Origin of the sequence: Paractinoplanes bogorensis (genome assembly GCF_018829635.1) — a bacterium.
GTDB classification, from domain to species: Bacteria; Actinomycetota; Actinomycetes; order Mycobacteriales; family Micromonosporaceae; genus Actinoplanes; species Actinoplanes bogorensis.
The window spans coordinates 11408-32398 of the sequence record NZ_JAHKKG010000026.1; the positions used below are offsets into that span (position 1 = coordinate 11408).

At 71.3% G+C, this 20991-nt stretch carries 23 protein-coding genes; 7 read left to right on the top strand and 16 right to left on the bottom strand.

The window, feature by feature from the left end:
• The first annotated feature begins 2 nt into the window (after nucleotides 1-2).
• Genes KOI35_RS46240 through KOI35_RS46260 form a run of 5 tightly spaced genes read left to right on the top strand, consistent with a single transcriptional unit; the run spans nucleotide 3 to nucleotide 5026 of the window.
• Nucleotides 3-884: a transketolase gene (locus KOI35_RS46240; protein WP_215796162.1), complete on the top strand. Its 882-nt coding sequence runs from the start codon at nucleotides 3-5 to the stop codon at nucleotides 882-884.
• The gene (locus KOI35_RS49275) at nucleotides 881-1843 is read left to right on the top strand and encodes a transketolase family protein (protein ID WP_215796163.1); all 963 of its coding nucleotides are present in this window, start codon (nucleotides 881-883) and stop codon (nucleotides 1841-1843) included. The genes KOI35_RS46240 and KOI35_RS49275 overlap by 4 nt, the downstream gene beginning before the upstream one ends.
• Entirely contained in the window at nucleotides 1836-3407 is a 1572-nt protein-coding gene (locus KOI35_RS46250) for an FGGY family carbohydrate kinase (RefSeq protein WP_246614913.1), read from the top strand. The genes KOI35_RS49275 and KOI35_RS46250 overlap by 8 nt, the downstream gene beginning before the upstream one ends.
• A gap of 49 nt (nucleotides 3408-3456) precedes the next feature.
• Nucleotides 3457-4440, top strand: coding sequence for a sugar phosphate isomerase/epimerase family protein (locus KOI35_RS46255; protein ID WP_215796164.1), 984 nt, complete (start codon nucleotides 3457-3459; stop codon nucleotides 4438-4440).
• 4 nt (nucleotides 4441-4444) lie between these two features.
• A complete protein-coding gene (locus KOI35_RS46260) occupies nucleotides 4445-5026 on the top strand; it encodes an NUDIX domain-containing protein (RefSeq protein WP_215796165.1) in 582 nt (193 codons plus the stop codon).
• Nucleotides 5027-5066: 40 nt separating this feature from the next.
• Here the strand turns inward: KOI35_RS46260 and KOI35_RS46265 are convergent, their stop codons facing one another.
• The 14 genes from KOI35_RS46265 to KOI35_RS46330 form a co-directional block, all read right to left on the bottom strand.
• On the bottom strand, nucleotides 5067-5861 hold the full coding sequence (locus KOI35_RS46265; RefSeq protein WP_215796166.1) for a hypothetical protein: 795 nt from the start codon (nucleotides 5859-5861) through the stop codon (nucleotides 5067-5069).
• A 34-nt stretch (nucleotides 5862-5895) separates the two neighbouring features.
• Nucleotides 5896-6789, bottom strand: a complete 894-nt coding sequence (locus KOI35_RS46270; protein ID WP_215796167.1) for a Clp protease N-terminal domain-containing protein — start codon at nucleotides 6787-6789, stop codon at nucleotides 5896-5898.
• A 253-nt stretch (nucleotides 6790-7042) separates the two neighbouring features.
• Entirely contained in the window at nucleotides 7043-7480 is a 438-nt protein-coding gene (locus tag KOI35_RS46275; RefSeq protein WP_215796168.1) for a BON domain-containing protein, read from the bottom strand.
• A gap of 10 nt (nucleotides 7481-7490) precedes the next feature.
• Entirely contained in the window at nucleotides 7491-7832 is a 342-nt protein-coding gene (mnhG, locus tag KOI35_RS46280; protein ID WP_215796169.1) for a monovalent cation/H(+) antiporter subunit G, read from the bottom strand.
• Nucleotides 7829-8107 (bottom strand): monovalent cation/H+ antiporter complex subunit F, encoded by a 279-nt coding sequence (locus KOI35_RS46285; protein WP_215796170.1) that lies wholly within the window; start codon nucleotides 8105-8107, stop codon nucleotides 7829-7831. Before KOI35_RS46285 ends, mnhG begins: the two co-directional genes overlap by 4 nt.
• On the bottom strand, nucleotides 8104-8640 hold the full coding sequence (locus KOI35_RS46290) for a Na+/H+ antiporter subunit E (protein WP_215796171.1): 537 nt from the start codon (nucleotides 8638-8640) through the stop codon (nucleotides 8104-8106). Before KOI35_RS46290 ends, KOI35_RS46285 begins: the two co-directional genes overlap by 4 nt.
• The gene (locus KOI35_RS46295; protein ID WP_215796172.1) at nucleotides 8637-10136 is read right to left on the bottom strand and encodes a Na+/H+ antiporter subunit D; all 1500 of its coding nucleotides are present in this window, start codon (nucleotides 10134-10136) and stop codon (nucleotides 8637-8639) included. Before KOI35_RS46295 ends, KOI35_RS46290 begins: the two co-directional genes overlap by 4 nt.
• Nucleotides 10133-10537, bottom strand: coding sequence for a Na(+)/H(+) antiporter subunit C (locus KOI35_RS46300; RefSeq protein WP_215796173.1), 405 nt, complete (start codon nucleotides 10535-10537; stop codon nucleotides 10133-10135). The genes KOI35_RS46295 and KOI35_RS46300 overlap by 4 nt, the downstream gene beginning before the upstream one ends.
• A complete protein-coding gene (locus KOI35_RS46305) occupies nucleotides 10534-13347 on the bottom strand; it encodes a Na+/H+ antiporter subunit A (RefSeq protein ID WP_215796184.1) in 2814 nt (937 codons plus the stop codon). Before KOI35_RS46305 ends, KOI35_RS46300 begins: the two co-directional genes overlap by 4 nt.
• Nucleotides 13347-13991, bottom strand: coding sequence for a response regulator (locus KOI35_RS46310; RefSeq protein WP_215796174.1), 645 nt, complete (start codon nucleotides 13989-13991; stop codon nucleotides 13347-13349). Before KOI35_RS46310 ends, KOI35_RS46305 begins: the two co-directional genes overlap by 1 nt.
• Entirely contained in the window at nucleotides 13988-14923 is a 936-nt protein-coding gene (locus KOI35_RS46315; protein WP_215796175.1) for a HAMP domain-containing sensor histidine kinase, read from the bottom strand. The genes KOI35_RS46310 and KOI35_RS46315 overlap by 4 nt, the downstream gene beginning before the upstream one ends.
• Nucleotides 14924-15023: 100 nt before the next feature.
• Entirely contained in the window at nucleotides 15024-16001 is a 978-nt protein-coding gene (locus KOI35_RS46320; protein ID WP_215796176.1) for an AraC family transcriptional regulator, read from the bottom strand.
• Nucleotides 16002-16017: 16 nt separating this feature from the next.
• Nucleotides 16018-16815, bottom strand: a complete 798-nt coding sequence (locus KOI35_RS46325) for an NmrA family NAD(P)-binding protein (RefSeq protein ID WP_215796177.1) — start codon at nucleotides 16813-16815, stop codon at nucleotides 16018-16020.
• 68 nt (nucleotides 16816-16883) lie between these two features.
• Complete coding sequence (locus tag KOI35_RS46330) at nucleotides 16884-17258, bottom strand: SPW repeat domain-containing protein (RefSeq protein ID WP_215796178.1); 375 nt, start codon at nucleotides 17256-17258, stop codon at nucleotides 16884-16886.
• Between the two features lie 83 nt (nucleotides 17259-17341).
• Between KOI35_RS46330 and KOI35_RS46335 the strand changes: the two genes are divergently transcribed.
• A complete protein-coding gene (locus KOI35_RS46335) occupies nucleotides 17342-17743 on the top strand; it encodes a PPOX class F420-dependent oxidoreductase (protein ID WP_215796179.1) in 402 nt (133 codons plus the stop codon).
• 37 nt (nucleotides 17744-17780) lie between these two features.
• A complete protein-coding gene (locus KOI35_RS46340) occupies nucleotides 17781-18500 on the top strand; it encodes a hypothetical protein (protein ID WP_215796180.1) in 720 nt (239 codons plus the stop codon).
• Nucleotides 18501-18561: 61 nt separating this feature from the next.
• On the opposite strand, the gene KOI35_RS46345 is transcribed toward KOI35_RS46340, so the two are convergent.
• Both KOI35_RS46345 and KOI35_RS46350 read right to left on the bottom strand, forming a co-directional pair.
• Entirely contained in the window at nucleotides 18562-19383 is an 822-nt protein-coding gene (locus tag KOI35_RS46345; protein WP_308121468.1) for a TIM barrel protein, read from the bottom strand.
• Nucleotides 19380-20711, bottom strand: a complete 1332-nt coding sequence (locus KOI35_RS46350; RefSeq protein WP_246614914.1) for a Gfo/Idh/MocA family oxidoreductase — start codon at nucleotides 20709-20711, stop codon at nucleotides 19380-19382. Before KOI35_RS46350 ends, KOI35_RS46345 begins: the two co-directional genes overlap by 4 nt.
• Nucleotides 20712-20991: the final 280 nt, after the last annotated feature.

Below are 20991 nucleotides of genomic sequence, written 5' to 3' on the forward strand. Positions count from 1 at the left end.
CCATGCTCGTCGCCGACCCCCGTACCGCCGCCGCCTGGCGCCTCTTCCGGCAGGAGTTCGCCGACGCCGGCCCCGAGCGCCGCCGCGAGATGCTGCGGACGCGGGCCAACCAGTCCCGCACCGCCGATCTGCGGATGATCGGCCGGGCCAAGCTGGGCCACGTGGGCGGCGACATGTCCGTCCTCGACATCCTGACCACGCTGTTCTTCGGCGTGCTGCGGGTCGACCCGGAGAAGCCGGAGTGGGCCGACCGGGACCGGTTCGTGCTCAGCAAGGGACACACCGCCGGGGCCCTGTACGCGACCCTGGCCGCGGCCGGGTTCTTCCCGGAGGCCGAGCTCGACACGTTCGCGGGGCCGCTCTCGGCGCTCAACGGTCACCCCAACCGGGTCAAGGTGCCGGGCGTCGAGACCAACACCGGCCCGCTCGGCCACGGCCTGCCGGTCTCGGTCGGCATGGCCGTCGCGGCCCGGCTGTCCGGGTCGTCGCGGCACGTCTACGTGGTGCTCGGCGACGGCGAACTGCAGGAGGGCAGCAACTGGGAGGCCGCGATGACCGCCGGGCATCGCGGCCTGGCCAACCTGACCGCGGTCGTCGACCGCAACCGCCTGCAGCAGGGCGCCCGCACCGAGGAGACGAACACCCTGGACCCGCTGGACGACAAGTTCCGCGCGTTCGGGTGGGACGTGCTCGAAGTCGACGGGCACGACCATCTCGCGCTGTTCGAAGCGCTCACTTCACCGCGCGGATCCCGGCCGACCTGCGTCATCGCCAACACCACCAAGGGAAGGGGCGTCTCGTTCATGGAGGACCGCGTCGAATGGCATCACAAGGTGCCGTCGGCCGAGCAGATCGTCACCGCGACGGCGGAGCTGGCCCGATGAGCGCGCCCGTCCTCTCGTCTCCGGAGGCTTTCGACTGCCGGGTCGCCTTCGCCGACGAGTTGGCCGCTCTGGCGCGCGAGGATGAGCGAATCGTCGCCGTGTGCAACGACTCGGTCGGATCGAGCAACCTCGTGCAGTTCCAGAAGGAGTTCCCCGACCGGCTGATCAACGTGGGCATCGCCGAGCAGGACATGGTCGGGGTCGGGGCCGGCCTGGCGCTCAGTGGTTACATCCCGTTCGTGTGCGGCGCGTCGCCGTTCCTGACCGGGCGCGCGCTCGAGCAGATCAAAGCCGACGTCGCCTACAGCCAGTCCCCGGTGGTGCTGTGCGGGATGAGCCCCGGCATGGCGTACGGGGAACTGGGCCCGACCCACCACTCGATCGAGGACCTGTCGTGGCTGCGCGCGATCGCCGGCCTCGACGTGATCGTGCCCGCCGACCCGGCCGAGACCCGTTCGGCGGTGCGCTGGGCGGCCCACGCGGCGCGGCCCGCGTTCCTGCGCGTCGGCCGGTTCAAGGTGCCCGCGGTGACCGGGGAACGGCCGTTCACGTACGGCGCGGCAACCACTCTGCGCGATGGCACTGATGTCACGGTGGTAGCGGCCGGAACCATGGTCTCCCGCGCGCTCGACGCCGCCGAGGAGGCCGCCGAGCAGGGAGTGTCGGTGCGAGTGCTGAACATGTCGACGATCGCGCCCCTCGACGAGGAGGCGATCCGCGCGGCGATGCGCGAGACCCGCGGCATCGTCACCGCCGAGGAGGCCACCACCACCGGAGGCCTGGGCGCGGCGGTCGCGGCCGTCGTGGTCACCGAGCGCACCCCCGTGCCGATGCGCCTGCTCGGCATCCACCGCGAGTTCGCCCCGACCGGCACGACGGCGTACCTGCTCGAACACTTCGGCCTGACCGCCGCCGACATCCGGGCGGCCGCGCTCACGCTGGCCCGCACCGATGCCTGACACCCACTCCGGCGACCCGGATGGCGGCGCCGTCCGCGAGCCGGGTGCCGTGCCCGAGCGGGGCGCCGGCGGTGAGCTGGGTGCCGTAGGTGATCGGGGCGTGGGTGACCTTGTGCTGGCGATCGATCAAGGCACCAGCTCGACGAAGTGCCTGCTGGTCGACGCGGCGGGGGCGGTGGTGGCTACGGGGTCGGCGGCGGTGCCGATCCGGTATCCGCGGCCGGGGTGGGTCGAGCAGGACGCGGGCGAGATTCTGGACAGCGTGCTGGCAGCGGCTTCGGAGTGCCTGGCCGGCGTGGATCCGGGGCGGGTGCGGTCGATCGGGCTCAGCACGCAGCGCGAGTCGGCCGTCGTGTGGGACAAACGGACGGGTGAGCCGGCCGGGCCGGTGCTGGGCTGGCAGGACCAGCGGGCCCAGCCGATCTGTGATGCATTGCGGGACAAGGGCGAGGCTTCCCGCGTACGGGAAATCTCGGGTCTTCCGCTCGATCCGATGTTCAGCGCGGCCAAGTTGCGATGGCTGCTCGACCGGACGCCCGGCGCCGCCGTCGGCACGGTGGATGCGTGGTTGCTGTTCGCGTTGACCGGCCGGCACCGGATCGAGTCGGGCAACGCCTCGCGCACGCAACTGCTCGACGTGCGGGCGGGGGCGTGGAGCCCGGAACTGCTCGACCTGTTCGGGATCCCGGCATCCGCGCTTCCGGCCATCACGCCGTCATCGGGGTCGCTCGGTGTCGTCGGTGCGCGCGGGGGAGTGCTGGACGGCCTGCCGATCACCGCGGTGCTCGGGGATTCGCACGCGGCCCTCTACGCGCACGGCACCCTGGCCTCCCGCGGCGTCAAAGTCACCTACGGCACCGGGTCGTCGGTCATGCGCCTGGGCGCCACCGATGACACCGGTGTCTGCCTGACCGTCGCGTGGAACGACTGCCTGGCCGCCGAAGGCAACATCCGGTCGTCGGGCGCGACCGTGGCCTGGCTGGCGTCGGTCACCGGTGTCACGGCGGCCCGGATCGCCGAGCTCGCGGCCGAGTCCAGCAGTGACGGCGTGGTCCTCGTGCCCGCGTTCGGCGGTCTGGCCGCGCCCTACTGGGACGACAACGCCGTCGGGCTGATCAGCGGCCTGACCCTCGGCAGCGGTCCGGGCCAGCTCGCCCGCGCCGCCGTCGAGTCGATCGCCCACCAGGTCACCGATGTCATCGAAGCCATGACACCGAAAGACACAAGTCCCGCCGCCGACTCCTCGCGCGCGGCTGACTCGTCGAGTTCCGGCCGCTCGCCGCGCTCCGGCGGCTTCTCGCGCGCCGCCGATTGTCTGCTCGCCGATGGTGGAGCGGCCGGCAACGACACCCTCATGCAGATTCAGGCTGACCTCACCGGGCTGCCCGTCTATCGGGCCCGCACCACCAACCTGTCCGCCCTCGGCGTCGCCTTCCTGGCCGGGGGCTTCACACCACCGATCGAATACGACGAGTTCCATCCACAACCCGGCGACTTCACCGCCCAGCGTTCCGCCTGGCGCGCCGCGATCGCACGCTCACGTGAGCGCGGCGCGAGCATCTGAACGCCGCGAAGCCGACCCGGACCCGTACCCCTCGTGATGGGAGCACAGCATGACCGAGTACCCCCGCTTCGGCGCCGGGCTGTGGCACTTCGCCACCTACGTCGACCGGTATGCCAGTGACGGCTACGGGCCGGCGCGCACCACCCTGGACGCGATCGAACTGGCCGGACAGGTCGAGGATCTGTCCGTCGTCGACCTCAACTACCCGTTCACCCCGGGCGTCGGGCTCAGCGAGGTCAAGGACGCCCTGGCCGCGCAGGGACTGTCGGCCATCGGCATCACCCCGGAGATCTACCTGCGTAAATTCAGCCGGGGTGCGTTCACCAACCCCGATCCCGGCGTACGGAAAACCGCTCTTGATCTGATGCACGAGGCGGCTGGGATCGTGCGGGAGCTCGGCGCCGACTATGTGAAGATCTGGCCCGGTCAGGACGGATGGGACTACCCGTTCCAGGTCGACCACCGGACACTGTGGAAGCTCGCCGTCGACGGCATGCGCGAGCTGGCCGGTGCGCACCCGGACCTGAAGTTCGCCATCGAGTACAAGCCGCGTGAGCCACGCGTCAAGATGACGTGGGACTCGGCCGCCCGGTCGCTGCTCGGCATCCAGGAGATCGGGCTCGACAACGTCGGCATCCTGCTCGATTTCGGGCACAGCCTGTACGGCGGCGAGTCCCCGGCCGACGCCGCGCAGCTGATCATCGACCACGGCCGCCTCTACGGCATGGACGTCAACGACAACCTGCGTGGCTGGGACGACGACCTCGTGGTCGGCACGGTGCACCTGACCGAGATCTTCGAGTTCTTCCACACGCTGCGCAAGAACAACTGGGAGGGTGTGTGGCAGCTCGACCAGTTCCCGTTCCGCGAGGACAGCGTCGACGCCGCCAACACCGCCATCGGCACGCTGAAGCGGATCCACCGGGCGCTCGACCGGCTCGACACCGCCGGGCTGGCCGAGGCTCAGGACCGGCAGGACGCGATGGCCGCCCAGCGCATCGTGCAGAACGCGCTGTTCGGCGCCGTAGAGTGACCGGATGCGGGAGTCCGTAACGGCCGTCCACGACCTGGTGTCCCGGTTCTCGCCGGCCGACGAGCTCGGCGTCGAGCACCGCGCGTCGGTGCTGGCCTGGCTGGCAAGCACCGACGACGTGTTCCGGCGGGTCAAACCGGCGTCGCCGGCGCAGCATCTGGTGTCGTACGTGGTGCCGGTCGCCACGGACGGGCGGATCCTGCTGGTCGACCACGTCAACGCCGGGCTGTGGCTCCCGCCGGGCGGTCACGTCGAGGTCGACGAGGACCCGGCCCTGACCGCGCGCCGGGAGATCGAGGAGGAGCTCGGCCTGGGTGATGAGGGTCTGTCGCCGTCGCCGGTCTTCCTGACCGTCACGCGTACGGTCGGACAGGACCACGGCCACACCGACGTCAGCCTCTGGTACGTCCTGGCCCGCACCGGCGACGAGGAGCTGCGCCCGGACGCCGGCGAGTTCCGTGCGGTCCGCTGGTGGAGCCGGGCCGAGCTGGCGGCGGCCGATCCGGGCCGCTTCGACCCCCATTTCTTCCGCTTCCTGGCCGTCTTAGACCGGGACCGGGACGTTTCGGCATCCGGCGACGTGTGAGCGGCCGCACCGGATGCCGGCGGTCACCAGCTGCCGCCGGTCACCAGCTGCCGTTGAAGAAGGCCAGCAACGCCGAAGCCGGATGCGCCGCCGTGGTGGCGTTGGCGATCGTCACCGCGCTCATCACCAGGGCCAGCAGCGCCGACAGCACCCCGGCCACGGCCAGCAGGCGGCGGACCGGCTTGGCCGCGCGGTCGGTCGTCCGGAAGCGGCGCCACAGCCGGACGGTGGCGACCAGCATCAGGATCGCGGCGAACCCGGCGATCGGGACCATCACGGCGTGGTACCAGCCGAAGTCGTCGACCATCACCTGCAGGGACGCCGGTGCGGGAGTGCCCTCGTGCAGGGCCACCGACAGTTGCGCGCCCGCCTGGGCCAGCGTGGACGCACCGGAACTGGTCTCGCCCACCATCGGCAGCAGCGACGACAGCGGTGCGAGGGTGCCCTGCACGTTGGCCATCAGGGCGGCCGCCGTCACGAGGGCCAGCGTCGTCACGGCGGATGCCGTCGCCCACCGTGTCTTCTTCCAGAGCGGAACGGCCAGCGCGACGAGCACGACCAGCAGCAGCGCCGAGATGGTGCCCTTGACGATGTGGAAGGCGTACCAGTAATCGACGATCCGCTGCAGGCTCGCATCGAGCGCGCCGCCGCCGGCCTGCCAGTAGCCGGCGAACGCCTCCTCCGACGCCTGGACGAGACTGCCGTGCGAGGTGATCCCGTTCCCCGTCCACGTCGCGGCGAGCAGGGGCGGCGCCAGCACGAAGGCCGCGATGAGGGCCGCCGCGAGGCCGGCCAGCAGGTGAGGTCGGCGCTGATCCCAGATGTTGATCGTCACGCGGGGCACTGTAGCCACCGCAGTCACGTGGGGGTCAGCTCAGCTGGGCGAGCAGGCGGGTGGCCCGGTTGCCGGGGTGGGCGGTCAGGCGGTCGAGCAGCACCTGGGTGTCCTCGGTCCAGTCGGGACCGGGCACCAGGATCTTGCCGGGCGGCACGTCGTCGCGCCGGTCGTCGAGGGCGGCGGCCCGCACCCGTTCCGAGGTGATGCCGCGGGCCAGCAGACCCTCGCCGCCGCCGTAGGTCCCGCCGCCGGACAGGTGCGGATAGGCTCGCGCCACCTCGTGCGTGACCAGCAGGGCGAGCAGGATGTCGTCGGTGCGGGTGGACCGGCCGGCGGTCCGGGCGCGTTCGTCGGCCTCGAGGCGGGTCCAGGTGACCGCGCGGTCGCCGTGGTTGATCTGGCGGGCCAGCACCGAGAAGAGCAGCCGGTCCTTGAGGCCGCGCCCCCGATAGCGGACCCGGCCGATCAGGGCGTCGCGGGCGGGCCGCAGGTCGGGCGCCAGGCGGTCAGGCTGAGGAGCAAGATTTTCCCGTACGGCGGTCAGGTCCACACCACAATCCCGGATCACGGCCGACGCCTCGGCCCCCGGGTCGTCGAGCAGACGGTCGAGCAGCGCCGCCCGCGAGTCGTCGGTCACGCCCCGGAGGGCCGCAGCCGCGTTCGCCGTCACCGCGAGGACCCGGTCGTCGGCTCCTCGCGCCGAGTCGTCGGACGCCTCGTCGGCTGTCGCCCGGCCCGGCGTGGCCAGGACGGCCCAGACGACCACCGGGGTGATCTCGAAGGGATCCAGTCGCGGCGCCACGTCCTTGTCGCCGGCCAGCGCGAACAGCAGGTGCCCGGTGCCGATCGGCCCACCGCCGGCCGCGCCGCGGGCACGGGCCAGCGTGTTGGTCAGCCGGTCACCCACCGCGAATTCGTTCGCCATCTCGTCTCCTCGAATACCGTCCGTCGGTCGCCTTGATCACGGTAGAGATCGCGCTGGACGAGGTCATCCGGCCCCGGACCGAGTCCGGCCCCTACCACAGGGCATAGGCCGCGGCGTCGTCATCCACAGTCGTCGCCCGTCCACAGGGCGGGTCCGTCCGCTGCCCCGACGATCTTGAAATCCGCCACAATGGCCCGGGACGGGGGCCCCCGGTGGTGGGTGGGCCGCGCGGCTGGGGCGATCTTGGAGCTTGTTACCGCTCGCGGCGGCGCAGCAGGATGTCGGCCAGCCAGGCCAGCATGCCGACGCCGAACAGGGCGGCCAGCCAGCCCGCCACCTCGATCAGGACGATGACGACCGCAGTGGCGATCATGATGGCCCGGGCGGCCACGGCGGCCGGAGCACCACGGCGGGTCCGGCGGGTCGAGGCCGGAGCCAGGGCCAGCTGGGCGGCCAGCTCGCCGAACTGGCGGGCGCCGTCGCGGACCAGCAGGCCGTCGCACAGGTCGCGGACGCCGTCGGTCTTGCGGACGACCGCGGTGAGCGAGTCGTACACCTCGGGGCTCTCCACCGTGCCGGTCAGGATGACCACGCCGTTCTGCACCTGGACGGCCACCGGCTGCCTTCGGAAGCGCTCGTCGGCAGCGAACGTTTCCGCAACACGGCGCGCGAGTTCGGCGTCGTCGCCCATGGTGGCCTCCTCACCGCCGGTCGTCGGCCTCGCGCAACTCGTCGAGCACGAGCAGGTCCTTGCGGGCCAGGCCGGCCCGGTAGCCGGCCCGGCCGATCATGTGGGCGGCGACCGGGGCGGTGGCCATCGAGAAGACGGCGACCAGCAGCAGTGTGGTGATGTCGACCGCGTCGCGCAGCCGCAGCGCGCAGCCGGTCAGCACCAGCAGCAGGCCCAGCACCTGCGGTTTGGTGGCGGCGTGCATGCGCGAGAGCAGGTCGGGGAAGCGCATCAGCGCCATCCCGGCCGACAGGCTCAGCAGCGCGCCGACGATCAGGCACACCCCGGCGACGACATCCAGCACGCCGGTCACGAGCGGTCCCCGGCGGAAGGCGAGCGCCGGATCGCGAACCGGGCCACACTGACCGCCCCGGTGAAGCCGAGAATCGACAGCACGGCCAGGATCGGCAGCACGGTGGCGTCCCGCGAGAAGGCGGCCTCGGTCGCGAGCGCCATCACGATGACGGCCAGCAGCACGTCGGTGGCCACGATGCGGTCGAGCACCGACGGCCCGCGAACGATGCGGATCAGGGCGAGCCCGGCGCCGACGGCGAGCAGGCTGGTGACCACGATGGCCACGGCGGTCATGCCGGAACCTCCCCAAGAGCGTGACGCTCGGCGGGCGAGCCGAACGCGTGGATGATGCGGCTTTCCAGGTCGAGCACGTCCTGCCGGAACCGCTCGACCGAGTCGGGACCGGACACGTCGAGCACGTGGACGAACAGGATGCCGCGCTTACGGTCGACGTCGACGATGAGGCTTCCGGGCACCAGCGACAGCGCCTCGGCCGTCATGGTCAGCCCGAGGTCGGACGGCGCCCGCAGCGGCACGGCGATGACGGCGCTGCGCGGCACGTGCCCGAAGCGGAACGCCAGCGCCGCCACCTGGGCGCTGGCCAGCACCATGTCGGTCAGGAACCGGCCCGCGAAGCGCAGCACGCTCAGCGGGTGGATGCGTCCGGCGTAGGTGACCGGCGGCAGCGGGAAGACGGTCAGCACGATCACCGCCACCACCACCCCGCCGACCATGGTCAGGGGCGTGAACGAGCCCCACAGCAGCACCCAGATCACGGTCAGGCCGAGCGCGGCGACGCCCCGGTCCCGCCAGCGTCCGCCGGTCATGGCGTACCTCCACCGAAGACGGCCTCGACGTAGCCGCTGCGTTCCATCAGCGTCGACGCGGCCTGGTCACCGACGTCGAACAGCGGACCGGCCACGAACGTCAGGCCGGCGCCGAAGAGGACCAGGGCCAGCGTCGGCCCGACCATCAGGGCGGGGAGCCGGCCGGTCGGCATGGACTTGTGCGGCGTACGCCAGAAGGCCAGGTTCCACACCCGGGCCACCGCATAGAGGGTGAGCAGGCTGGTCAGGATGCCGCCGCCGACCAGCAGCCAGGCCAGCACGCCGCCGTCGGCCACCCCGGCCTGCACCAGCCCCAGCTTGCCGATGAAGCCGGAGAACGGCGGGATGCCGGCCAGGTTGAGCGCGGGCACCAGGAACAGGACGGCCAGCACGGGGGAGAGCTTGGCCAGGCCGCCCAGCTTGTCCAGGGCCGTGCTGCCGCCGCGTTTCTCGATCAGGCCGGCCGCCAGGAACAGCGTGGTCTGGATGGTGATGTGGTGGACCACGTAGAAGATGGCGCTGGCCAGTCCGAGCTGGGTGGTCAGCCCGACCCCGAACAGCAGATAGCCGATGTGGCTGACCAGGGTGAACGACAGCAACCGTTTGATGTCCGACTGCGCCACCGCGCCCAGGATGCCGACCACCATGGTGAGCAGGCCGGTCACGAGCAGCACGACCGCGGCCCGTCCGCCCGGGAACAACAGCGTTTCCGTACGGATGATCGCGTACACACCCACCTTGGTCAGCAACCCGGCGAACACGGCCGTGACCGGGGCGGGCGCCGTCGGATAGCTGTCCGGCAGCCACGACGACAGCGGGAACACGGCCGCTTTGATGCCGAACGCCAGCAGCAGCATGGCCTGCAGGATCAGCCGCAGCCCGTCCGGCAGCGCGTCGAGCCGGTCGACCAGCTGGGCCAGGTTGAGCGTGCCGGTGGCGGCGTAGATGAGCCCGATCGCGGTCAGGAAGATGACCGACGACAACAGGCTGACCACGACGTACGTGGAACCGGCGCGGATCCGGTTCTCGGTGCCGCCGATGGTCAGCAGCACGTAACTGGCCACGAGCAGGATCTCGAACCCGACGTACAGGTTGAACAGGTCGCCGGCCAGGAACGCGTTGGTCACGCCGGCGGTCAGCACCAGGTAGGTCGGGTGGTAGACCGACAGCGGCGTCTCTTCGTGCCCGTCGGCCATGCCCTGCCCGATCGAGTAGACGAGCACGCACAACGTCACCGCGGCCGAGACGACCAGCATCAGCGCGGCCAGCTGGTCGGCGATCAGCACGATGCCGAGCGGCGCGGCCCAGCCGCCGACCGCGACCACCTGCGCGCCTTCGGTCGTGGACAGATAGAGCAGCGCGCACGAGACCAGCAGCGTGGCGGTGAGAACGGTCAGGCTGACCGTCCGCTGCGCCCGCGGCTTGCGCGCCATCATCAGCGTCAGCGCCGCGCCGAACAGCGGCATGACGACGGGCAGGGGTACGAGCCAGGTCATCGGTTCACCCCGTGGTCGACGTCGTCGATGCCGGAACCCTGGTCACGTTCGGCCAGCTGCATGATGCGGCGGTCCTCGACGTCGTCCTGCACCTCGTCGTGGCCGGACATGGCCCAGCTGCGATAGGCCAGGGCGAGCAGGAACGCGGTCATGCCGAGGGTGATGACGATCGCGGTCAGGATCATGATCTGTGGCAACGGGTCGGCCATCTCCTCGTCCGGGCCGAGACCCACGATCGGCGGGGTGCCGGCCTTGCCGCCGAGCAGGATCAACAGGTTGACGCCGTTGCCGAGCAGGATCATCCCCATCAGGACGCGGGTGAGGCTGCGTTCGAGCACCATCGAGACGCCCGCCGCGAACAGCACCCCGATCACGACGATGTAGACAAGATTCGGAGTCATCCGACCGGCTCCTTCTGCTTTTCCAGGGCTCGTTTCTCCTCGCGGGTGGCGGCGTCGTGCTGGCGGTCCAGCTCGGCGCCCAGGCTGCGCAGGATCTCGAGCACGAGCGCGACCACGATCAGGTAGACGCCGACGTCGAAGAACGCCGACGTGGCGAAGTGCAGGTGGCCGACCACGGGCAGGTGGAAGTCGAGCAGCGCGCTCTGCAGCACCTGACCGCCGGCCACCATCGCCACCGCGCCGGTGCCGACCGCGACCAGCAGGCCCGCGCCGAGCAGCAGACCCGCGTCGACCGGGGCCGCCGCGTTCAGCTCGCGGCGCCCGCCGGCCAGATAGCGGGTGGTCAGGGCCAGCCCGGCGACCAGGCCGCCGGCGAACCCGCCACCCGGGGCGTTGTGCCCGGAGAACAGCAGGTAGAGCGAGAACAGCACGATCGTGTGGAACAGCAGGCGGGCCACCACCTGCAGGATGATCGACTGGCGGCGGGCCTCGGGGTTGTCGGCGGCGCGCATCCAGGAACCGGTGCGGGCGGGCTGTGTACCCTGCTCGGCGCGGCGTCGTTGCAGCGCCCCCGAGCGCCGGAAGATGAGGCTGGCCACGCCGGTCGCCGCCACCACGAGCACCGAGATCTCGCCCATGGTGTCCCAGGCCCGGATGTCGACCAGCGCCACGTTCACGATGTTGTGGCCGCCGCCGTACGAGACGGCCGGTTCGGCGAAGTCGGCCGAGATCGGGGTGGCTGTCCGGCCGCCGACCGCCACGTAGGCCATGGCCGAGGTGACCAGCCCGGTGGCGACCGCCAGGACGTTGCGGATCATCCGGCTGCCCCGCAGCGGCCGGGCCGAGAACCGGATCGGCAGGCGCCGCAGCACCAGCACGAACATGACGATCGTGACCGTCTCGACCAGGAACTGGGTGAGAGCCAGGTCGGGCGCGCCGTGCAGCACGAAGAGGACGGCGATGCCGTAGCCGCACACGCCGACCAGGATCATCGCGGTCAGCCGGCGGCGGGAGCGGGCGGCGACCAGCGCGGACGCGACCACGGCGACGCCGACCACCAGTTGCAGGGGGGTGTCCCACAAGCGGATGCCGGCCGGCCAGTTCACCCCGCCCAGCAGCAGGGTGCTCGAGCCCAGGATGACCAGGACGACCAGGATGATGCCGAGCGAGAACGGCAGCGACCCACGCTGGGTGGCCCCGGTGACCTCGACGGCGGCCCGGTCCACGGCGCTCATCAGTCGCATGTAGACCGACTCGGCCTGCGGGATCCGTTGCCGCGGCCACGGCCGCCCGTGCAGCTGCGTCGCGAAGACGATCCCGCCGATGGCCAGGACCGCGGCCGACAGCAGCAGCGGCAGCCCGAATCCGTGCCACAGCGCCAGATGTTCGCCTTCGCCACCAAACATTTCCCCGTACGGGGTCAGCACCCGGTCCAGCCACGACGCGCCCAGCCCGGCGGCGAGACCGGCCACGGAGAGCAACCCGGCCGGCGCCACGAAGGCCCGCCCCGGCTTCTTCCAGGCCACCTCGGGCACACCCGGCTTGACGGCGAACGCGCCCCACAGGAAGCGCAGCCCGTACGCGACGGTCAGCGCCGACCCGGCGACCAGCGCGATCAGCACCAGCCGGTCGGTCGTCCCGCCGTGCTCGAACGCCGCGAACAGCGACTCCTTGCCGACGAACCCGGCCAGCGGCGGCACCCCGGCCATCGAGGCGACGGCCAGCCCGGCGATCGCGGCCAGCACCGGGGTTCGCCGGGCCAGCCCGCTCAGCTCGCGCAGATCGCGGGTGCCGGCCCGGCGGTCGATGATGCCGACGACCAGGAACAGGGCCGCCTTGAACAACGCGTGGGCCAGCAGCAGCGCGGCTCCGGCGAGCGCGGCCGTCCGCCCGGCCGCCCCGAACGCGACGGTGAGCAGACCGAGCTGGCTCACCGTCCCGTACGCGAGAAGAAGTTTGATGTCGTTCTGCCGCATCGCCGCCCAGCCGCCGAGCAGCAGGGTCACCACCCCGGCGACGACGGCCACCGGGCGCCAGGGTGCGGCCTGGGCCAGCAGCGGGCCCATCAGACCGAGCAGGAAGACACCGGCCTTGACCATCGACGCCGCGTGCAGATAGGCCGAGGCCGGAGTGGGCGCGGCCATCGCGGCGGGCAGCCAGAAGCTGAAGGGCCAGATGGCCGACTTGCTGAGTGCCCCGGCCAGGATAAGCACCGCGGCCACGGCGCTGCCCTCGGGCAACGGCCCGGCCGCGATCTCGGACCACCGGTAGGTGCCGGCACCGTGGCCCAGCATCACAAAGCCGACCAGCATGGCCAGCCCGCCCGCGGTGGTGACCACAAGGGCCTGCATCGCCGCGCGCCGCCCGGCCGCCTGCTGACCCTTGTGCCCGATCAGCAGGTACGAGAAGACGGTGGTGAGCTCCCAGAACACGTACAGGAGAAGAAGGTCGTCGGAAACCACCAGGCCGGTCATCGCGGTGGCGAAACCGAGGAAGACGCCGGCGAAACGGCCCAGCGACTCGTCGCCCCGGTCGAAGTAGCGGACACAGTAGACGAGCACGACGGCCCCGATGCCGCTGACCACCAGAAGCATCAGCCAGGACAGCGTGCCCAGGTGCAGGGCCAGATCCATGCCGAGGTGCGGGACCCACGGATAGGTCTCGCTCATCGGCGCGCGGTGCAGCAGGGCCCAGACGAAGGTGCCGCCGGGGACCAGGGCGAGCAGATAGAGGGCACGGTTACCCAGGCCCCGCACCAGGAACGGGGCCAGCAGGGCGGCCACGGCGTGCAGGACCAGGACGGCGAGCATCACGGTTCGATCAGCCCCGCCCGGATCGCGTACCGGGTCAGCTCCTGGCGGTCCTTGAGGCCCAGCTTGGTCAGGATGTTGGACCGGTGGCGCTCGACCGTCTTGACGCTGATGAACAGCAGCTCGGCGATCTCGCGGGTGGAGTGCCCCTCGGCGACGAGCTTGAGCACTTCCTCCTCGCGTTCGGTGACCGCCCGGTCGGGGATCTCGGCTCCGGTGCGGGCGCGTTCCAGATAATCCCGTACGAGGGCAGTCTCCGCCCCCGGATAGAGGAACGGCTCGTCGCGCATGGCGGCGTGGCAGGCCTCGACGAGGTCCCGGTCGGCCACCGACTTCAGCACGTAGCCGGCCGCGCCGACCCGCAGTGCCTCGAAGAAGAACTGCTCGTTGTCGTACATGGTGAGGATCAGGATGCGTACTCCCGGGTGGGTTCTGGTCAGTTCGCGGGCGGCCTGCAGGCCGGTCATCCGCGGCATGGCGATGTCGAGCACGGCCAGATCGGGTGGCTCGGCCGCGGCCAGGGCGAGCGCCTCGGCACCGTCGGCGGCCTCACCGATCACCTCGAGATCGGGTTCGGCGTCGAGGATCAGGCGGACCCCACGGCGTACGAGGGCATGGTCGTCGGCCAGCAGGATGCGGATCACGCCTTCACCTCCAGCTGGACCGCGGTTCCGCCGGTCGTCCCGGATTCCACCGTCAGGTGCGCCCCGATCAGCAACGCCCGTTCTCGCATCCCGCGGATCCCCGCTCCCTCCGCGGCGCCGCGCAGGCCGCGCCCGTCGTCCCGTACGCACAGACGCACGCCGAAGTCGGTGCGGGCCAGCACCAGATCCACGTGCTGGGCCGCCGAATGCCGGGCGGCGTTGGTCAGGCTTTCCTGGGCAACCCGGTAGACGACCAGCTCGACGTCCTTGGGCAGCACCGGCAGATCGGAGCCGACCTGGCGGCGCACCGACAACCCGGCCGTGGTGAACTCGCCCGCCAGCGCCCGTAACGCGCTGGCCAGGCCCAGTTCGTCGAGCACACCCGGCCGCAGCCGGCGGGCGATCCGGCGGATCTCGTCCAGGCTGTTCCGGGTGCTCTCCTGCACCTGCAGCAGCTGGTCGGCGACCGGTTCGGGGGCCGCCTTGGCCACCCGCTTGAGGTCGAGCAGCACCGCGGTCAGGGTCTGGCCGATCTCGTCGTGCAGTTCCTGGGCGATCCGGTGCCGCTCGGCCTCCTGGGCCGACAGGGCCCGCCCGGCGCTCGACGCCCGCTCGGCCTCGAGCCGTTCCAGCATCGAGTTGAACGTGGTGATCAGCTGGGCGATCTCGCCGTGCCCGCGGGCGCTCAGCCGGGTGCCCGGCTTGAGCAGGTCGATCGTCGTCATCACCCGGGTCAGCCGGGCCAGCGGCGACAGCCCGACCCGCAGCATGGCCGCGTTGGCGACCAGGGTGAGCGCGGTGCCGGCCAGGATGATCAGGGCCTCGGCCAGCCGCGCCGTCGCCGACACGGTGACCGGGGCGAAGAGCAGCACGAGGGCCGCGACGGTCAGGACCGCCGCGTTCAGCGAGAAGATCCGCCAGAACAGCGACACGTGGGATCACCGGCTCTCAGGAGAAAACACTTCCTCCTGAGAGACTGCCTGGCCACCGGGGGTGTTGCCATCGGGTCTGACACCCACATGGGCGGTCAGGTCACGTGAGGCGCACCACGCGGGGCAGGGGAGACGCCTGAGGCGCGTGGGCCGGGCGACGACGGTATTCCTGCGGGCTGATGCCGCGTTCGCGCTTGAACGCCGTGCTGAGGGCGAACGCGCTGCCATAGCCGACCCGCCGGGCCACCGACTCGAGCGTGGTGTCGCCCTGCCGCAGCAGATCGGCCGCCAGGGTCAGCCGCCAGCTGGTCAGATAGGCCATCGGAGACTCGCCGACGACCTCGGTGAACCGTCGCGCCAGCGAGGCCCGCGACACGCCCGTCCTCGTCGCGAGAGAGGCCACGGTCCAGCCGTACGCCGGATCGTCGTGCACCAGACGCAGCGCGGGCCCCACCACGGGATCCGTCTGGGCCCGCTGCCACCCCGGTGCGTCGTCGGACGGCGCGGCCAGCCACGACCGCAGCACGCTCACCAGCACCAGGTCGAGCAGCCGGTCGAGCACCAGATCCTGGGCCGGCTCGGTGCCGTTCATCTCGCGCACGAGCAGGTCGATGAGCGCCCGGTCGCCCGCCTCGGCCGGCCGGATCAGCAGGCCGGGCAGCGCGTCCAGCATGCGGCGGCTGACCTCGCTGTGCATCTGGTAGGTGCCGCTGATCATCACGGTCGGGGCGTCCGGGCGGGTGCCCCAGGTGCGGACGCCCTGGCCGGTCAGCTTCACCTCGGTGCCGTCGGCCGCCTCGCACCGCTGGCCGGGATGGATGATCACCTGCGGGGCGGTCCCGGGGTCGTCGGCCACCACATAGGGCTCGACACCGTTGACCACGGCGACGTCGCCGGCGCCGATGCGGGCCGGGGCGGTGTCCTGTTTGAGGATCCAGGCCTCGCCCCGCACCATCGTGAGCAGCGAGAGCGGGGAGCCGTCCTGGATCCGCAGCGACCACGGCGGATCCAGGACCGAGCGCAGCAGGAACGCCCCGCGGGCCCGGGGCCCGTCCAACAGCCCGGTCAGCGCATCCATGCGCTCAAATTACCGGTCAGCTCCAAGCTCCGGCGTCGACCGCCCCCGCGGCGTACGCGGGAAAGGTTGTCGCCGGTCGTCCCAGCGCGCGTCGCACACCGTCGGCGGGCTCGGCATTGCGGCCGTCGAGGATGCCGCGGAACATGTCGGCGAGCTCGACCGGCAACCCGGCCGCGCGCAGAACGTCCTCGTACTCGGAGAAACTGATCGGGGTGTAGCGGATCTCGCGCCCGGTCGCCTTGCTCAGCTCGGCCGCGACCTCGGCGAAGGTCAGCGCCCGGGGCCCGGTCAGCTCGTAGCGCTGCCCGCGGTGCCGGGGATCGGTGAGCGCGGCCGCCACCACCTCGGCGATGTCGTCGGCGTCGACGAACGGCTCGGCCACGTCGCCCGCGGGCAGCCGGATGTCGCCGCCGAGCACCGCGTCGACCAGGAAGTCCTCGCTGAAGTTCTGGGCGAACCAGGCGCAGGTCACGATCGTCCAGGCCGCGCCGGAGTTCTCCACGCGCAGCTCGGCCTCCCGGGCGAGTGGCTCGCCCCGGCCGGAGAGCAGCACGAGGTGCTCGACCCCGTGGGCCGCCGCGAGATCGGCGAACGCGCCGACCCGGTCGGCCGCGCCGGGCAGGCCCAGGTCGGGATAGAAGGTGATGTACGCGGACCGCTCGCCCTCGATCGCCGGCCGCCAGGTGCTCTCGTCGTCCCAGTCGAACCGCGTCTCCGATTTGCGCGAGCCGATCCGCACGGTCTCGCCCCGCGCGGTCAGGCGCTCGGCCACGCGTCGTCCGGTCTTGCCCGTACCACCGATGAGAAGTGTCATGCGTTCAGTACAACGGCGTACGGTGAGACTCTGAATGGGTCAGAGCCTCATTAACATAAGCGAGGCGCTCACTTTTTCGCCGGCAGGCCGTTGGCGATGGCCAGCAGGATCACCAGCGTCCCGACGACCTTGCCGTTCCAGGCGACGCCGAGCTGGTCCGCGTAGGCGAGCGCGTACGGGGCGATGATCAGCCAGACGCCGATCACGGCCGCGACGGCGCTCAGGGCGAGCGACCGGCGGGGGAGGACGACCTGGGCGGCGCTCATCGCCAGAAGCACGAGGCCGGCGATGACGTCGTTGATCCACGGGTAGACGCCGTGATCGATCACGATCGGCGTGATGACCAGCCACACTCCGGCGACGGCGATGAAGGCACTGGGAGTCAGGGCGAGGTCACGGCCGAGCCGGCGAGCGACTCGCGTCCGTACGGCTTCAGCAGGCATCTTCTGATGGTGCGGCGCCCGGTTGGCGGCTTCTTCCCGGTGCCATGACGATTGTGTGACGACCAGCCGGGTACGTTCGGGCCGTGACGATCTTGCCTGAAGGGCTGCTCGACCTGCTTCGCGGCCCGAGCCCCTGCTTCATCGCGACCACCGACCCGGACGGGTCGCCCCAGCTCACCGAGACCTGGGTCGGCACCGACGGCGAACACATCCTGATCAACACGGTCGAGGGTTTCCGCAAGGTCCGCAACGTCGAGCGCGACCCGCGAGTGTCAGTCATCGTGACGAACCCTTCCAGCGTGGCTGACTACTACTCGGTGAAGGGGCGCGTCGTCGACGTGACGCCCAAGGGCGGTGCCGAGCACATCGACGAGCTGGCCCAGAAGTACCTGGGCGGCCCGTACCCGTGGTTCGGCGGCCGCGACCAGGTCCGCCTGATCATGACCATCGCCGTCGACAAGGTCATCCACGCGCCCTGGGCCTAGGCTTTTTCATCTACGCCCAGCGGGGTATACGGCGGCCGTGGACGAAGTGATCGGTGCGATCGGGGTCGCGTTCGGCAAGCGGACCCTGCCCGGGATGGCACCCGGCCTCTTCGTGACCGATCCGGACGGCTGGATCCCGGCGTCCGCCCTGGCCGGCGACGACATCGGCCTGCTGCTGGCCGCGGCCGGCCGGCGCTGGCCGGCCCGGCCGCACGTCTCGGCGGCGCTGATGTGGAAGGCCTACTCGTACTGGCTGTCGCTGCCGGTCGCCTTCGGCTGGGTGGTGGCCCGCCGGGTGCCGCACGTGACGGCGGCCCAGGTGCTGGTCAAGCTGGACGCTCCCGACGCCCCGGTCCGGCTCGGACTGCGACCCGGCACGCCGATCTCGGTGTTGCCGGACGACCCGCTCACCCGCGGCGTCGCGGCGGCCGACGAGACCGCCCTGCTGGCGACGGCCCGGCGGGTGCTGCTCGACGAACACGTCCTGCCTCTGCTGGACGCCTTCCGCGGGGCGGTCCGGATCAGCCGCCGCCCGTTGCTGGGCTCCCTGTCGGCCGGCATGGCCCACGCCGCCCGTCACGCTGTGCGAGCGGTCGGCGGCGCTTCACCGGACGACATCACGACGCTGCTGGGCACCCTGGGCCTGACCGACCTGATCGAGTGGAACGGCGGCCGCCTCCGCCGCCGGACGTGTTGCCTGGCCCTGACCCTGCCCCAGCCCCGCATCTGCTCGGACTGCTGCTATCTGCCCGCCTGATCCTTTGCCGCGTCCCTCGCCTTGCTTTCGGCTTCCTTCGCTTTGCTTTCGGCCTCCCCGCTCAGGTTTCGGCTTCCTCCGCTTTGCTTTCCGCTTCTCCCGCTGGGCTGAACGCCTGCCGGAAGCGCTCGAGGGCCCGCTCGGAGTCGCCGTCCGATGCCCATCCCTCGAGCCCCACGACGCCGTCGTACTCGATTCGCCGCAACGCATCCGCCACCGCCGGATAGTGAATCTCCCCGGTGCCCGGCTCCTGTCGTCCCGGCACATCGGCGACCTGGATCTCGCCGATCAGCGGCCGGGCCCGTTCGACCAGCCCGATCAGATTCCCCTCGCCGATCTGGGCGTGATAGAGATCGAGATTCAGCCGTACGTACGGACTCCCGACCGCCTCGACCAGCGCGATCGTGTCCGCGGCGCGGGCGAACGGCGTTCCCGGATGGTCGACCGCGGTGTTCAGATTCTCCAGAGTGAACACCCGCCCCGCCCGCTCACCGAGCTCGGCCAGCCGACCCAGGGTGCGAGCCGCGGTGAGCCACATCCCCGGCGTAACGACCGCGGCCGGCGCAACGGGCAGGCCACGCTCATCGAGCCCGGTGCCGTGCACATTGAGCCGCGGACAATCAATCCGCTCAGCAGCTTCCAGTGACAGGCGCGCGGTCCGGACCAGTTCGTCGCCACCGTCCGGGTCGCCCAGGGAACCACGCAGATACCCGGTCATCGACGAAATCGTGACACCGGTGTCAGCCAGTTCCTCAAGATCCTTGCCGGCCCAGCCCCACATCTCGGCCTCGAACCCGAGCGCCCCGATCCGCCGAACCCGCTCCGCAAACGGCAGATCAAGAAACACCATCTCAGCGCAGACGGCCAGCCGAAACCCGCTCATCGTCCGGCCCCGGCCCCGGCCCCGGCCCCGGCCCCGGCCTCAGCCCCGGCCTCAGCCCCGGCCTCAGCCCCGGCCACGGACTCAGCCCCGGCCCGCGCCTCCGCTTGCGCCCCTGCTCCGTCTGCCCCCGACACAGCCTGTCCAGCACGCACTGACACAGCCTTCCCCGTACGCACCGACTCCGCGGCCGCCAAGGCGATGGCCAGCGCGGCCCGGGCGTCCTCACCGGTCGCTCCATAGCCGTCATCCCCGCGGTGCCGGTCGTCCCCGCTCACCCTGCTGTCCGTCCTGCTCACGCCGTTGTCGGGTCCGCTCACGCTGTTGTCCGTCTCGCTCAGCTCGTTGCTCGCCGGCCGGTTGACGCCACTGTTTGCTCGGCGGTGGATGTCGTTGTGCGCGTGGTCGCTCGTTTCGCTCAGTTTCTTGTTCGCTTGGGCGGCCGCAACGGCCGATACGAAGGCGGCCAGTTCCGCGGTGTAGGCCGCCCCGAACAGTTCCTGGTCACTGCGGGTGGTCTCGACGAGGCGGCCGGCCGCGCCCGAGAACGTCAGACCGGTTCGGCGGCCGTCGCCCATGGCGACCATTCCGCCGTCGCCCAGTACCTCGCCGCGGACGTCGTAGCCGTAGCTCGCCTCGAAACACGCCTCGGCCGTCCCGACCGCACCGTTGTCGAACCGGACCGTGACCACGGCCGTGTCCAGTAGCCCACGGTCCCGCCAGGCCGGCTCGACCAAGGCGTCGGCCACCGCGAAGACCTCGACCGCCTCGGCCCCCGGGTTGAGGAACCGCAGTGTGTCGAAGTCGTGGATCAGCGTCTCGTTGAAGATGGTGCCCGGCGCGATGCGGGCCGGGTCGAAGCCGCCCGGATCCCGGGTGAGCGACCGCAGCAGCCGCGGCGTGCCGACCTGCCCATTGTCGATCAGCCCACGGGCCGCGACCCAGTCCGGCACGAACCGCCGATTGAAGCCGACCCGCAATACGACCCCCGCACTCCGCGCCGCGTCGATCACCCGGTCCGCGTCGTCCAGGGTGAGGGCCATCGGCTTCTCACAGAAGACATGCTTACCGGCCCCCGCCGCCGCCACCGCCAACTCCGCGTGGAACCGCGCCGGCGCCGCGATCACGACGGCCTCCACCTCGGCATCGCCCCACACCTGATCGGCATCCTGATAGGCCCGGCGGGCACCCAGCCGTCCGGCCAGGGCCGCGGCCGCCCCGGGCGCCGGATCGGCCACGGCGACCAGTTCAACCCCCGGCAGCCGCCGACTGAGCGTCTCGCCGTGGAACGAGCCCATCCGGCCGCTCCCGATCAACGCAACTCCGGTCATGCGCTACTCCTCTTCATCTCATGTGGAACGTTCCAGCTTGGGCGTGCACTCAGCCGACGGCCGCGTGCGTTGCCGTCGGTGTGTTGTGCGGGCGGTTGCGTGCTGCACCACGGGGCGTGTGCAATGCCGCATGCCGGTCGTGCGTGCTGCCGACATGTCGGCGTCTGGTCGGCCCCGGGGGCATGCCGGTCGTGCGTGCTGCTGGCATGTCGGCGTCTGGTCGGCCCCGGGGGCATGCCGGTCGTGCGTGCTGCTGGCATGTCGGCGTCTGGTCGGCCCC

Coding starts and splice junctions, on each gene's coding strand:
- KOI35_RS46270 (WP_215796167.1), bottom strand. CDS start 6,789: ATGGCGAACGAATTCGCGGTGGGTGACCGGCTGACCAACACGCTGGCC.
- KOI35_RS46325 (WP_215796177.1), bottom strand. CDS start 16,815: ATGACACTTCTCATCGGTGGTACGGGCAAGACCGGACGACGCGTGGCC.
- KOI35_RS49275 (WP_215796163.1), top strand. CDS start 881: ATGAGCGCGCCCGTCCTCTCGTCTCCGGAGGCTTTCGACTGCCGGGTC.
- KOI35_RS46240 (WP_215796162.1), top strand. CDS start 3: ATGCTCGTCGCCGACCCCCGTACCGCCGCCGCCTGGCGCCTCTTCCGG.
- KOI35_RS46255 (WP_215796164.1), top strand. CDS start 3,457: ATGACCGAGTACCCCCGCTTCGGCGCCGGGCTGTGGCACTTCGCCACC.
- KOI35_RS46295 (WP_215796172.1), bottom strand. CDS start 10,136: ATGACCTGGCTCGTACCCCTGCCCGTCGTCATGCCGCTGTTCGGCGCG.
- KOI35_RS46250 (WP_246614913.1), top strand. CDS start 1,836: ATGCCTGACACCCACTCCGGCGACCCGGATGGCGGCGCCGTCCGCGAG.
- KOI35_RS46285 (WP_215796170.1), bottom strand. CDS start 8,107: ATGACCGCCGTGGCCATCGTGGTCACCAGCCTGCTCGCCGTCGGCGCC.
- KOI35_RS46300 (WP_215796173.1), bottom strand. CDS start 10,537: ATGACTCCGAATCTTGTCTACATCGTCGTGATCGGGGTGCTGTTCGCG.
- KOI35_RS46290 (WP_215796171.1), bottom strand. CDS start 8,640: ATGACCGGCGGACGCTGGCGGGACCGGGGCGTCGCCGCGCTCGGCCTG.
- KOI35_RS46330 (WP_215796178.1), bottom strand. CDS start 17,258: ATGCCTGCTGAAGCCGTACGGACGCGAGTCGCTCGCCGGCTCGGCCGT.
- KOI35_RS46260 (WP_215796165.1), top strand. CDS start 4,445: ATGCGGGAGTCCGTAACGGCCGTCCACGACCTGGTGTCCCGGTTCTCG.
- KOI35_RS46275 (WP_215796168.1), bottom strand. CDS start 7,480: ATGGGCGACGACGCCGAACTCGCGCGCCGTGTTGCGGAAACGTTCGCT.
- KOI35_RS46305 (WP_215796184.1), bottom strand. CDS start 13,347: ATGCTCGCCGTCCTGGTCCTGCACGCCGTGGCCGCCCTGCTGGCCCCG.
- KOI35_RS46345 (WP_308121468.1), bottom strand. CDS start 19,383: ATGAGCGGGTTTCGGCTGGCCGTCTGCGCTGAGATGGTGTTTCTTGAT.
- KOI35_RS46350 (WP_246614914.1), bottom strand. CDS start 20,711: ATGACCGGAGTTGCGTTGATCGGGAGCGGCCGGATGGGCTCGTTCCAC.
- KOI35_RS46320 (WP_215796176.1), bottom strand. CDS start 16,001: ATGGATGCGCTGACCGGGCTGTTGGACGGGCCCCGGGCCCGCGGGGCG.